The following is a 13449-nucleotide window of genomic DNA, read 5'->3' on the forward strand; positions in this document are numbered from 1 at the left end:
CAGGCGCTCCTTGAGGAGCCGAAAGGCGGGTCGTATCTTCGGCCCGCGGGACGAAGGACGAAGTGGAACGAGGATCGGGGCCGCGACATGGCGTATCGGTTGATGTTGCTCCTGGCGATGACCGCCTGGGAGCCGGACGGGGAGTCTCTGGTTGGATATCGACGGGGGCCGGCCAGCATGACCGGCCCCTGCGATCGGCGCGAGGCCGTCGAACCCGTCTGGGTCTACGCCTATCCAAGGCTCAAACTGAGATACCGTGCGTCGGGGACGCTTGGCGGAGACGCCGCCGTTCTGACGCTCGCCCCGGGGAGCGTCGGGCCGGTGACGCCGGGAGCGACGAACCCGGAGAACCCGTTCGTCGCCGGCCAGCCGGTCGTGGCGGTTCGGTCGAGCGACCTGAAGACCGACGGCGAGAGCCATACGCTTGAAGTCGACCTCCGCGGCAAGATGCGGACTCCCCAGATCCACGAGTTGAGATACACCCTCCCAGAAGGCGCCAGGCTCGACCTGGAGGAACTGACCTTCGTCGGCGGGCCGGAACTCCTCCCCACGGATCCGCCCAAGCTCCCTTCGGACGTGGTCGCGTGGGGCGTTGAGGCTCCCGTCGCGGCTGACGCCTGGCGAGGGACGACGATGCGAGGCGAGGAGACAATCCGAATCGTCGGCGCCCCACGCGCGGGCGGCGCGTTCTACCTAACGATCGCGCCGCACTTCGCCAACGTCCGGGAGTTCGCGGCCGGCGTCCCCGCCGATAAGATCCGCGTGAAGGAGAGTCGAGAGACGGCCGACGTGACGGTCCGCCTGATTTACAAGGACGGCGGCTGGGAGGAACAGTACCCGCTCTCGATCGCTGAGCGTCGGCATGTCCTGACGAACCGATCCCCCGCCCTCTACGCGTTGGAGTTGGACCGCGGACGCCCGCTAGCGGCCGTCGAACTGTACGACCGCAGCCCGCACGTCCAGTTGTTCGTCGCCGCCGGAGGAGTCTCGGACGCCCCGCCGCCGACCTCCCTGGAATCGCTCCCCGTTCTGAAAGCTCCCCAAAAGCGGAACGAGGCCGCCGCGCCGGCCGAGGCGTCGCTGAGTTACCGAATCGCCGGGGCGCCCGAGGGCGCCGTCGCGGCCGACCTGGTCGAGTCGACCGTGGCCGGCGGCCGGCGCGCGACGCTGGCGTTGAAGAACGGCGGAACGAAGGCGCTGGACCTCACGGTGACGTTTCCCCAGGCGACCGTCCAGGTCTCGGACGATCCCAGGGACGTCGCCTACCTGTTTCCCCGCCGAGGGACCGTGATCTCCACTGAGGAGCGGACGCTGGAGGCTCCGTACAACGCCGCCTTCCCGCTCCAGTTCCTCGACGTCTTCGCCCCGGAGGCGAATCGCGGCGCGGCGGTCGTCGTGTGCGACGTCGAGGGACGCGACAAGACCTTCCGCCTCAAAAAGACGGACGCGAAGGTCGCTGCGGAGGTCGACCATCGCGTCCACCTGGAGCCCGGCGAATCATGGCGGGCCCCCGAGGTCCGGATCGCGTTCCATAGCGGCGATTGGCGCGAAGGCTTCTCGGCGTATCGCGATTGGCTGGCGACGTGGTACAGGCCCGTCGGCCCCCGCCCCGCCTGGCTCCGCTCCGCGTTCTGGACCCGCCGGGACTACCCTGTCGGCGGCACGGGCAAGCTGTTCGACGTGAAGGCGGGCCGCTACACGTTCGACGCCTTGATCGAGGACGGCCGGGCCTTCGGAGGGATCGACTTCATCGACGTCTCCGGCTGGGCGATGTCCGAATCCGTAGGACGGGTCGGCGACTATCCCATTGAACTGGGAGGGGTCGCGGACCTCGCCCGGAACATTCGCGAAGCCCGCGATCGCGGCGTCCCCACGGGGCTCTACTTCGAGGGATATCTGATCGACAAGCGATCGGCGGTCGGGAAAGCCCAGGAGGGCCGCTGGCAGTTGATCGACCAGAACGGAAAAGGCCTCTGGTGGGCCGGCGGCGAGGCCACCGAATTCTACGCCTGCCCCTACATGCCGGAATGGCGAAGCTATCTGTCGCGACGGGTCGCCCAGGTCGCGGCGGACGTGGGCGCGGCGGGGGTCTACCTGGATGAGTTCGGCTTCGGCGGCAAGCGGTGCTTCGCCACGACCCACGGCCATCCCCCGGGAGTCGATACGCTTCGCGGCGAGATCGAGACCGCGGCCGCCGTCCGCCGCGAGCTGGAAGCGTCGGGCGTCGGCGAGACGATCCTTTACATCGAGGAGACACCCCCCGACGCCGCCGCCCCCTACTTCGACGCCGCTCTCTGCTACGCGCTGCCGCTCACCGACGTCCGACAGTCGCCGCTCAAGTTGAACCTCTCGCGGTTCGCGTTCCCGGACATCCGGCTCTGGGACATGGTCTCGCTCGGCATCGACCCTCGCGCATTCGCCGCCGAGGACTTCCGCCTGTCGCTCTGGCACGGCAACGGGCTGTGGTTGAAGGGGCACGCTCAGACCTGGTACGGCGAGAAGCTGCTCGCCTGGATCCAGAAGGCCGGTTCGCTCTTGCACGAGCACGCCGAGGCCTTCGCCGGCCCCGCCGAACCGCTCGTGGATTCTCCCCATCCCGCGGTCTTCATCAACCGCTTCGGGAAGGGGCCGAAGACCGTGCACACCCTGTTCAACGCATCCTATCGAACCGCCCGCTTCTCGTTCGAGGGCCGCGACTTCGTCCTCGCCCCTCGCGATGTGGCCGTGGCCGCGCCGTCGCAGTGAAGCAGGACAGGCGCGACCACGCTGAGAATCCGGTGAGCTTCTGGCTTATCCCCGCCGCGCCACGTCTCGGAGCGGCGGGAGGTCGTCGAGTCCCTCGCGCGGGAGGGCTTCGACGAAGCGGCGGAGGGCCAGTTCGAGGTGTTCGGCGGCCTCGCCGTGCTGTTCGATGACGTTGTTCTGGTCCCAGCGGTCCTCGGGCTTGCGGTATAGCTCGGGGTGGCGGGGTTCCTCGGGGTCGTCGACGAGGGGGAGGATCATGTGCCAGACGTGGGTGCGGATGGCGTACTCCTCCACGTCCATGCCCATGCAGGCGTAGTCGCGGATCTTGGTCTGCTCGCCCCGGATCAGGGGGAGCAGATCGCTGCCGTGAATGAGCGGAGCCTCATCCGGGGGGCGAACGCCGAAGAATCCCAGGAGCGTCGGCAGCAGGTCGACGGTCTGGACGATCGCCTGGTGCCGCATCCCACCGTGCTTCGCCCCGGGCATGCGGATGATGAGCGGCGTGTGGACCAGCTCCTCGTACAGCCAGGGGCGGAACCGACGGACGAAGCCGTGCTCGCCCAGGGGCTCCCCCTGGTCGGCCGTGAAGATCAGCAGCGTGTCCTTGTCGCGGCCCAGGCGTTCGAGGGCCTTGAACAGCTCGCCCACCCAGCGGTCGACGAGCGTGACGGCCCCGGCGTACGTCCGGCGAAGGCGGTAAAGCTCGGCCTCGCTGAGGACGTCACCCACGGCGCCGGCGGGGACGTCGATCAGGACGGAGACGTCCTCGACGTCGATGATCGGCTCGTCGTCATCCTCTTCAACGAGGTCGCCTTCCTCGTCGGACTCGAACTCGTCGGGCTCGATGGTGGCGTACTGGTCGCGATACTCTTCGGGAAGGTCCCAGGGGCCGTGGGGGCTGAAGAGGTCGAGCCAGAGCATGAACGGCTCGGGGTCGTCCTTGCGCCGTTCGAGCCAGCCGACCGCCGCCTTGACCGTCCGGGCGACGCCCGTGTTCTCCTCGCGGTCGGCCTTCAGGGCCTTGCGATTGCGGAGGAGCTGCTCCCAGCGAGTCCGCCAGCGCTCGGCGACCTCAGGGTCCTCGTCCTCGTCGGGAGGGAGCCGCAGGCCGGGCTCGTCTTCCAGGCGGACGCCCCGGGCGCGGGGGTCGTCGACGGGGATGTAGGGGTCGTAGCCCTGGCCCCGGATCCAGATCACGTCGTCGAAGCTTCGCCCGTACCCCATTCCCTTCTCGCGGAGGAACGGCGAGTCCGAGATGAGTGCCGTGCGGACGCCGTGGGGGCTGAGCAGGTCCGGGAGGATCGTCTCGTCCGGCCGGAGCGGGGTCCAGCCGAGGTCCGGGTCGGTGAAGCCGTACCGTCCCGTCCACCAGCTCCGGCGCGTCGGGAGCGTGGTCAGGTTCTCGGGGAAGTGATGGTCGAAGACGACCCCTTCCGTCGCCAGACGGTCGAGGTTGGGGGTCTCGATCCAGGCGTTCCCGTAAGCCCCGAGGAATCCCAGATGCACGCTGTTGCAGGCGACGACGATGGCGTTCATGGGGCCTATTGTAATGACGCCCCCCCGCCCCGCCTACTGGCCGGGCTCAGGAGCGCCATCGATCGGCGGCCCTTCCGCCTGGCCGCAAGCGGCCGTTATTCGTCGAACTTCAGGTCGGATAGATCAAGCCGTAGGCCGGTGGGTTCATCCAGACCGTTTGCACTACGCCAGCCCCGAGCCAGGAACGCCTTGAGGCCGTCCGAGAAGGAGGGCAGCCGTTCCTCGACATCCTCGGGCACGAGCAAGCCGTAGCCGAACGATCGCGGCAGGCGGGCCTGGGTCAGCGAGCGAATGCGGAATCGTCGCAGGTTTGAGATCCAGGACGTCGGCGGCGCAGGGGGTGCCAAATGGAGGACGATGTAGCCCCCATTCCCGTCATACCCAACCTGAAGGAGGTCGAATAGGTTCAGGCCGCCGAATGAGACAGCTTCCTCGGTGAATCGATCGGGGCGAGGGTTCTCCGTTCCACGCGATGCATAAAGGCGGTGATGCTCCTCAGGCGTCGCCCACTCCGAACTGCCAAGCAAGCTGTAGAAGGGACCCGGGCAGGCCAGAACGATTTCTTCAGGCGTGTAGATGCCGCCCCCGCGACTGAAATTCCCCGACCCGACACGCAGAAGGAACGCACGAAAATCGGCGGGCAGCCTCCGATTGACCATCCGCTCGCACTCGTCGATTTCGTCGGTCGTGTGGGGATGAAAATCGTCCCAGTAATGCGGGTCGAACGGGTCGGTAAAAGCCCTCATCTCACGGACCCAATCGCCACAGCCCACGGTGAAATTCGGCGTTCGGAGTTCAGGCATACGTCCTCCCCCTGTAAGGCCGGGCCTCCTCATACAATTCACTCAGGCCGAACTTCCCGGCGTCGGTCCACTGGCAGCGGCCTGACTTGATGAAGGGTTTCGACAGGTCTCCACGCGGAACTCCCTGAAAGCGACAACCGAGCGGAGCAAGCGGTGGCGAGAAACTCCAACTCCAATTCGAGAGGATCGTGCCATGAAAGCCGTTGATCCCAGCGTTGATGAAGCGATCGAACATCATATCCGAGCCTTCCTGAAGAAGCTGAACTCCGGCGGCGGGAAGCCCCTGGAAGAGCTTTCGCCGAAGGACGCTCGCCAGGTCCTCGTCGACCTCCAGGCGTCCGCGAACGTCGAGCTGCCGCCGGCGCGGGTGAAGACCGTGACGATCGAGCACGACGGACAGAGTCTCGAATTGACGGTCGTCCATCCGGCGGGCGCCGAGAAGACGGTCCCGGCCTTCATGTTCTTCCACGGCGGCGGCTGGGTTCTCGGCGACTACCCGACGCACGAGCGGCTCGTCCGCGACCTGGTGGCGTACTCCGGGGCGGCGGCCGTCTTCGTGAACTACACGCCCTCGCCCGAAGCCCAGTATCCGGTCGCGATCAACCAGGCCTACGCGGCGACGAAGTGGGTGTCGGAGCACGGCCATGAGATCGACGTCGACGGCCGGCGGCTGGCGGTAGTCGGCAACAGCGTCGGCGGCAACATGGCGGCCGTGGTCTCGCTGATGGCGAAGGACCGCGGCGGACCGCAGATCCGCTTCCAGGGCCTGCTCTGGCCGGTCACGGACGCCTACTTCGAGACCGAGTCGTATCACGACTACGCCGAAGGCCGGTTCCTCACCCGCAACATGATGAAGTGGTTCTGGGACAACTACACCACTAGCCCCGCCGAACGGGGCGAGATCTACGCCTCGCCGTTGCGAGCCTCCACCGAACAGCTCCGCGGCCTGCCGCCGGCCCTCGTCCTGACCGCCGGCAACGACGTGCTCCGCGACGAGGGCGAGGAATACGCCAGGAAGCTCGACGTCGCCGGCGTCGACGTGATCGCCGTGCGATACAGCGGCCTGATCCACGACTGGGGATTGCTCAACCCGATCAGCCAGGTCCCCGCGACGCGAGCCTCCCTCATCCAGGTCGCCGAGGAACTCAAGCGACGACTCCGCTAAGGAGATTATACAACTTCACATGCTAACGTTTTGGCCCATCCCACCCCCACGCCGCCCATTCGCGAAAGAGAATCATCATGTCCGCGACATCGATCTTGGGCCAGACTGAGCCCGCGACCCTGACGACGACCCAGTACGTGCTGTCTCGCCTGCGACGGCTCGGCGTGAGAGACGTCTTCGGCGTGCCCGGAGACTTCGCCTTTCCAATCACCGACGCGATCTGCGCGGATGAGAATCTCCGCTTCATCGGCACCTGCAACGAACTGAACGCGGCCTACGCGGCCGACGGCTACGCCCGCATCCGGGGCGTGGCGGCGATCAGCACGACGTTCGGGCCGGGCGAGCTTGGAGCGCTGCCGGGAATCGCCGGCACCTACGCGGAACACGTGCCGATCTTCCACATCGTCGGCCAGCCCAACCGGGCGACGAAACGCTCCCGCGCCATCGTCCATCACACCCTGGGCGACGGGGAGTTCGACCACTTCCACCAGATGGCGTCGCCGGCCGTCTGCGCCCACGCCGTGATCACCCCGGAGAACTGCATCGCCGAAACCGAGCGGCTGATCGCGGCCCTCCTCTACCACCGACGGCCCGTCTACATGGCCCTCCCGACCGACGTCGCGAATATCCCCGTGATCGGAGCGGCCGGACCGACCGAGGAGCCGTCCAGCGATCCGACCTCGCTGGAGCGAGCCGTGGAGGCGATCGTCGAGGCGGTGAGCCGGGCGAACTCCGCCTGCATCCTGCCGGGCGTCCTGGTCGCGCGGCTGGGGCTCCGCGGGGCGCTGACGGCGGTCGTCAACGCCTCGGGCCTGCCGTTCGCGACCATGATGATGGACAAGGCCGTGCTCGACGAATCGAACCCGAACTACGTCGGGATGTACGACGGTGGCTGGTCGAACCCGGAAGTGCGCGACCTGGTCGAAGGCGCCGACCGCGTCCTGGGCGTCGGCGCGATGGCGAGCGACTTCAACACGGCGGCCTTCACGGCGAAGCTGGATCCGTCGCGGACGATCAACGTGATGCACCATCGAACGCGCGTCGGCCGCGACTGGTATGAGGACGTGGAGATGGGGGACGTCCTCGCCGCGCTCGTCGATCGGCTGCCGAGGCGCACCCCGCTCGCGAGGCCGAAGCCGACCAACCTGGGCGAGCCTCAAGGCCAGGGCGAAGACCGGATCACGGCGGAGGCTCTCTACCCGCGCTGGGAGCGCTTCCTGCGGCCGGACGACGTCGTGGTGTCCGAATCGGGGACGAACGTCCTGGGGCTGGCGGCGGCCCGGTTGCCGGAGGGGGCGACGTTCCACAATCAGACCCTGTGGGGAGCCATCGGCTGGGCGACGCCGGCCGCACTCGGGACCTCGCTGGCGGCGCCGGATCGTCGGACGGTCCTCATCACCGGCGAGGGCTCGCACCAGATGACGGCGCAGGAGGTCGGCCAGTTCCATCGGTTCGGCGCGAAGCCGATCATCTTCGTGCTCAACAACAGCGGCTACCTCATCGAGCGTCTTCTCTGCGAGGAACCGGACGTCTATTACAACGACCTCGCGCCGTGGAACTACCACCTGTTGCCCCAGGCGCTCGGCTGTGAAGGCTGGTACACCGCCCGCGCGACCACCTGCGGCGAACTCGATGCGGCCCTGGCTCGGGCCCAGGCGCATGACACGGCCGCCTACATTGAAGTCGTGACAGACAAGTACGTGGCGCCGCCGCTGGCGATGCAGATGCATGCGGCGACCCAGAGCCTCTACAAACGGTAATCCGCGAGGGCGTACCGTCCTCGCTTCGACCCAAACCTTGTTTCCGACGAAAGGACCCAGTCATGCCAGCCTCCCAGACCGTCCGCGTGAATCCCGCCCTCGCCACGCCGACCGACCTCGCGCCGGAAGGCGTCGCCGCGATCGGCGACGAGCTTCGCGGCCTGCTCGCCGACGTCTTCGCGCTCTACGTGAAGACCAAGAACTTCCACTGGCACATGAGCGGCCCGCACTTCCGCGACTACCACCTTCTGCTGGACGAGCACTCGGACCAGATCTTCGCCATGACCGACGACCTGGCCGAACGCGCCCGCAAGATCGGCGCGACGACGCTGCACTCGATCGGCGACATCGCGCGGCATCAGCGGCTGCGGGACAACAACGAAGAGTTCGTCGAGCCCCGCGACATGCTGGCCGAACTGTCCACCGACAACCAGCAGCTCACGCGTTCCCTCCGCGCCGCCCACGCCGTCTGCGACGAGCACAACGACGTGGCCACGGCCAGCCTCATCGAGAACTGGATCGACGAGACCGAGCGAAGGACCTGGTTCCTCTCGGAGATCGTCGGCCGGCGTTGAAGCATCGAGCCAGACGCCCCCTGCCCCGAGTTTGGCCGCGCGTTAGGATGTCGAGTCATAGGCCGGCATGCAGGTCGGGACCAAACTCCTGGGTCGTTACGCGAGGAGGCTGGACGTGGCCGAAGGAACGAAGCTGCGACCGTTCTCGGTCGCGTCCGACGGGGTCGATCCGAGCCGTGTCCCGCACCGGACCCTCTCCAGCGGGGCGACGATCCCGGTCATCGGGCTGGGGACCTTCGGTTCCGACCGGTTCTCGGGCGAGCAGGTCGCCGCCGCCGTGCTGGAGGCGGCGGAGGTCGGCTATCGCCACTTCGACTGCGCCTCGGTGTACGGCAATGAGCACCTCATCGGCGGGGCCTTCCGCGCGATCCTCGACGGCGGGGTCGCCCGTAGGGACCTGTGGATCACTTCAAAACTGTGGAACGACAAGCACGGCGAGGACGACGTCGAGCCTTCGTGTCGCCAGTCGCTGCAGGATCTGGGGCTCGACGATCTGGACCTCTACCTCGTCCACTGGCCGTTCCCCAATTACCATCCCCCCGGCTGCGACGTCACCGCCCGCAGCAACGACGCCAAACCATACATCCACGAAGCCTTCATGAAGACCTGGCGGCGCATGGAGGCCCTCGTCGACGCCGGTCTGGTCCGGCACATCGGCACGTCGAACATGACGATCCCGAAGCTGGAACTCCTGCTCCGCGACGCCCGAATCAAGCCGGCCTGCAACGAGATGGAACTGCACCCGCACTTCCAGCAACCGGAGCTTTTCCAGTTCGTCGTCGACGCCGGGATCGTCCCGATCGGCTACTCCCCGATCGGCTCGCCCAACCGCCCGGAGCGCGACCGGACCGAGGACGACACGGTCGACGTCGAGGATCGGGTGATCGTCCGGATCGCCGAACGGCTGGGAGTCCATCCCGGAACCGTCTGCCTACTCTGGGCCGTCCGACGCGGGCAAATCCCCATCCCGTTCTCGGTCAAACGCCCCCAGTTTCTGTCCGCCCTCAAGGTCGTCTGCGAGGACTCGCTGACCGATCAGGACATGCGAGACATTGCAGGAATCGACCGCGGCTGCCGGCTCATCAAGGGCCAGGTCTTCCTCTGGAAAGAGGGCCAGAGTTGGGAGGATCTCTGGGACCCGAACGGAGTGATCACGCCGCCGTGAGGATGACTGCGCCGAACTCGGATCGATCCGGGTGGGCCCTCTCTATTGCGTACCCGAGCGCCGCAGGATCGTCAACGACGGCCCCCGGTGGACGACGACGAAGCCCTGGTTCACGAACCGGTCGACCCCGCCGTACTCGGGGGTCTTCCAGAAGACCCAGCGGAACTCCGGGCGCAGGTTCGGATATCCCTTCGGCTCGTTGACGTTCATCACGTGGCTATACAGGCTCTTGCGCGAGGAGAGCGGGGCCGTGAACTCATAAGAGGCGAGCACGGCGTCGTCCGGGGCGACCTGACTGACCCAGGCCCAGTAAGGCTTGACGTCGGCCGCCGCGACGGGCGGCGGGATCGCCGACATCCGCGAGACGGTCGACCACGTCCCGGCCGCCGAGAACACCGCCGACGCCAGCCAGAGGACGACCATCGCCGCCGCCCCCCCGCGCACGCCACGCAGCCAGGCCGCCATTCGCGAGAAGCCGACCACCCCGGCCGCGATCGTCGTCGCCACGGCGGGCGTCGCGTAGCGGACGTGGTGCCACGAAGTCCCGGTGAGGAACCGCATCGCCCACTGGCCGGCCGCCAGGTTCCAAACCCAGAACCCGGCCAGCAACGCCGCGCCGGGGACCGCCAGCATCAAGATCGACCACGCGCCGAAGCCGTCGCGGAGGAACTCGCTGAGCGTTTCCCAGGTCTGCGCCAGGGTTGGCTTCGGTCCCATGAACTGATTGAAATACGCCTGTGGAGCATAGCGGCCGACGAAGAAGTAGAGGTAGCCGAAGAACGCCAGGACCAGCCATCCCAGTCCGACGTCGAACAGCACCAGCCGCCAGAGCGCCTTGCGGCCGACGTCCTCGTCCTCGCGAGGCGGCAGGAATGCCAACCAGGCGACGACGATCGCGAATTCCTGCCGGCAGGCCAGCATCCCCGCCACGCCGGCCGCCGTCAGTCCGACGCGTCTCGCACGCACCCCCTGGAACGCCCAGAGCACGAAGGGCGTGGCCATTGTCAGTTCTCGAAAGTCGTTCCAGACGATCGGCCAGGCCAGCGGCGTCAACGGCACGAGCGTCGCCGCCCCCAACGCGACGCGGCTCGAACCGGACTCCGACCGCGACAGCGTGTAAGCCGCCGGGATGACCCACCAGAAGACGACGTTGCAGATGACCAGCAGCGTCCGAGGGCTGGGGAACGCCATGTAGATCGGGGCGATCATGTACCGCGCCGGCGACAGGTAGTTCGACTTCCAGACCTGCGGCCCCTCGGTGGCGTATGACGAGATCGGCCGGACCGAGATCAAGCCGTCTCCCTGGGTCAGCGCCCAGTACCACTGGTTGTAGTACGCCAGATCCCACGACCAGCCGGTGCGCAGGTCGTCGTAGCGTTGCAGGGCCTGCGTGGTCGTGAGCGCCGTCAGCGCGGCCGTCAGCGCCGCCACGATCAACCAGGAGCCCGTCCGTTCGTCGATCCGCATCACGTCGCCTCAACGCCTCCGACTCGCCCCGCCTCAGTGTCGATATTATAAGGCCAGTCCGGTAGGTATGATGCGCGTCGGCGGCCGAGCGACGGCGAAATCGATGGGGGGGCGTTCCATGCAAGGACGACGAGTTCGTGCGACAGTCCTGGCGGCACTGGGCCTGGCTCTGGCGGCCGTCGCAACGGCATCGGTTCGAGGACGCTCGGAGAAGGTGGAACAGCCGCCGTTCTGGGAGTTGCTGGCGACGCTCCGCGGCGGGCGGTTCATCGACCTGACGCACACGTTCGCGCCGGGGATTCCGCACTGGGGGGGCGTACCGGACTCCACGGTGGAGACGCTGTACGACTTCGAACCGGGCGGCGGAACCATGGGCAAGGGCCTGCTCATCCACCGCTACAGCCTGGCCGGCCAGTGGGGGACGCACGTCGATCCGCCCGCGCATTTCATCAAAGGGCTCCGAACCGTGGATCAGATCGACGTCCGCGAGATGCTCCTGCCACTGGTCGTGCTGGACGTCCACGAGGCCGTCGCCGCCAACGCCGACTACACGACGACCCTTGACGACGTCCGCGCCTGGGAGCGCCGGCACGGCCCTATTCCCGAGGGGGCGTTCATCGCCCTCCGGACCGACTGGAGCAAGCGCTGGCCCGACCCGGCGGCGATGCGGAATGTCGACGCTCAGGGCGTCTCCCATACCCCGGGGTGGAGCCGTGAGGTGTTGCGATACCTGCTGGAAGACCGCAAGGCGACGGCCGTCGGTCATGAGACGCTCGACACCGACCCGGGCTCGGCGACCAGTCGCGGCGATTACGGTCTGGAAGCATACGTCCTGGGTCGCGACCGCTACCAGATCGAAGCCCTCGCGAGTCTCGACGCCGTCCCCGAAGCCGGCGCGATCGTCGTCGCCACGTTCCCCAGGCCCCGCGGGGGCTCGGGCTTCCCGGCGCGGGTCTTCGCCGTGGCGCCGTGACGGAGGCGGGCGGAAACATCCCGCCCCCGTCGCGATGATCATCGAGTGAACGTCAAGGCAGGCCCCTTGTCTCCTTCGGCCGCGCTGAAGGTGAACGAGTTGGGACCGATCGCCGAGACCTTGCCGGAGAGGGGCGGGCCCTCTTGCTGGAAGAGTCCGAGGGTGTCGTCCTTGTAGCCGGCCATGCCGGTGATGGACTGCTTCTGCCCCTTGGAGTCGACCTCCCAGGTGAAAACGGCGTCGTCGTCCAGGGTCAGGGTGATGGTCAGGTCGGGGTTCGGCTTGGCCGTCCACTTCCCATGCAAACTGGCTGGGGGCGGCGGAGGCGGCTGAAAATCAGGCTCCTCCTTGGCTTCGCCCTGAGGCGGCGTGGCGGCGTTCGCAGCGGCCGCCGGAGGCTGGCCGGGCTGCGCGGCCGGAGGCTGCGCCGGCTTGGCCGCGGCGACCTTCGCCAGTTCGTCGGACTTCTTCAACGCCTTGACGAACGACGCCGACAGCTTGTCCTCGGGGGCGCGCTTGACGACCTCCTCGAACTGTGCGGCGGCCGCGTCGTTGTGGCCCTGCACCATGTAATGGTAGGCCAGCAGGAAGTAGGAGGCAGGGTCGGTTGGAGCCCCCTTGACCACCGCCTCCAGGGCCCGGATCTGGTTCGTATAGGTGGCGATGTCCGGGTACAGACCGACGAGGGTCTCCCAGTTCCACCCCGGCCCGGCCGACAGAACCGCGTAGAGAACCGTCGCGGCTTCGTCGTATTTGCCCATGGCGAAGAGAACCAGGGCGCGGAACTCATGGATGACGGGGACGTCCGGCGTCTTCTTCAGCACCTGATCCACAAGCGTCAGGGCCTGGTTGTAGTCGCCCGACTTGAACGCGTTGCGAGCCGCCGAGAAGACCTGCTCGTTCGTTTCGGCCACATCAGGTTCGGGCGCGGGAGCGGCGACGTTGATGGGCCGCGAATAGTCGTAGACCGCGGACGTCTGCTGGACCACGGCCGGTTGGGCCGCAGCCACCGAGGCGTAATACGGATTGCTGTAGCCGCTCAGGATCGAGGTGCTGGCCACCGACCCCAACCCCCAACCGTCGTACGCGCCGACGCTCCAGGTGGGGAAGTAGTCGTAAACTCCCATCGTCTGGACCATCGGCACGCCGACGACGGCCGGTTGGAACCAGTTGGTGGTCATGGCGCCAAGGCCCCAGCCCGTCAGCGTTCCAAGGCCGAAGCCGCCCCAGAAACCGTTGCCGCCCCAGCCGCCGCGATAC

10 protein-coding genes are annotated in these 13449 nt (G+C 67.4%); 6 read left to right on the forward strand and 4 right to left on the reverse strand.

Annotated features, from left to right (window positions below; genetic code table 11):
- Positions 1-87 precede the first annotated feature (87 nt).
- The gene (locus tag G5C50_RS08955) at positions 88-2745 is read left to right on the forward strand and encodes a DUF6259 domain-containing protein (protein WP_165067937.1); all 2658 of its coding nucleotides are present in this window, start codon (positions 88-90) and stop codon (positions 2743-2745) included.
- Positions 2746-2790: 45 nt separating this feature from the next.
- Here G5C50_RS08955 and G5C50_RS08960 read toward each other — a convergent pair whose 3' ends face one another.
- Together G5C50_RS08960 and G5C50_RS08965 are read right to left on the reverse strand one after the other, a co-directional pair.
- The gene (locus G5C50_RS08960; protein WP_165067939.1) at positions 2791-4281 is read right to left on the reverse strand and encodes a sulfatase family protein; all 1491 of its coding nucleotides are present in this window, start codon (positions 4279-4281) and stop codon (positions 2791-2793) included.
- Between the two features lie 95 nt (positions 4282-4376).
- Complete coding sequence (locus G5C50_RS08965; protein WP_165067941.1) at positions 4377-5084, reverse strand: SMI1/KNR4 family protein; 708 nt, start codon at positions 5082-5084, stop codon at positions 4377-4379.
- Between the two features lie 193 nt (positions 5085-5277).
- Between G5C50_RS08965 and G5C50_RS08970 the strand changes: the two genes are divergently transcribed.
- The 4 genes from G5C50_RS08970 (at position 5278) to G5C50_RS08985 (ending at position 9749) form a co-directional block, all read left to right on the forward strand.
- Entirely contained in the window at positions 5278-6249 is a 972-nt protein-coding gene (locus tag G5C50_RS08970; protein ID WP_165067943.1) for an alpha/beta hydrolase, read from the forward strand.
- Positions 6250-6326: 77 nt separating this feature from the next.
- Positions 6327-8009, forward strand: a complete 1683-nt coding sequence (locus tag G5C50_RS08975) for an alpha-keto acid decarboxylase family protein (protein ID WP_165067945.1) — start codon at positions 6327-6329, stop codon at positions 8007-8009.
- Positions 8010-8071: 62 nt separating this feature from the next.
- Positions 8072-8584: a Dps family protein gene (locus G5C50_RS08980; RefSeq protein WP_165067947.1), complete on the forward strand. Its 513-nt coding sequence runs from the start codon at positions 8072-8074 to the stop codon at positions 8582-8584.
- Positions 8585-8699: 115 nt separating this feature from the next.
- Positions 8700-9749: an aldo/keto reductase gene (locus G5C50_RS08985; protein ID WP_206107623.1), complete on the forward strand. Its 1050-nt coding sequence runs from the start codon at positions 8700-8702 to the stop codon at positions 9747-9749.
- A gap of 42 nt (positions 9750-9791) precedes the next feature.
- On the opposite strand, the gene G5C50_RS08990 is transcribed toward G5C50_RS08985, so the two are convergent.
- Complete coding sequence (locus G5C50_RS08990; RefSeq protein WP_165067952.1) at positions 9792-11216, reverse strand: DUF2079 domain-containing protein; 1425 nt, start codon at positions 11214-11216, stop codon at positions 9792-9794.
- Between the two features lie 118 nt (positions 11217-11334).
- Between G5C50_RS08990 and G5C50_RS08995 the strand changes: the two genes are divergently transcribed.
- Positions 11335-12189, forward strand: coding sequence for a cyclase family protein (locus G5C50_RS08995; protein WP_165067955.1), 855 nt, complete (start codon positions 11335-11337; stop codon positions 12187-12189).
- 38 nt (positions 12190-12227) lie between these two features.
- On the opposite strand, the gene G5C50_RS09000 is transcribed toward G5C50_RS08995, so the two are convergent.
- Positions 12228-13449: tetratricopeptide repeat protein (locus G5C50_RS09000; protein WP_165067957.1), on the reverse strand; the 1222-nt coding region annotated here is incomplete at its 5' end.

It is taken from the genome of Paludisphaera rhizosphaerae, from assembly GCF_011065895.1.
Classification (GTDB): Bacteria; Planctomycetota; Planctomycetia; order Isosphaerales; family Isosphaeraceae; genus Paludisphaera; species Paludisphaera rhizosphaerae.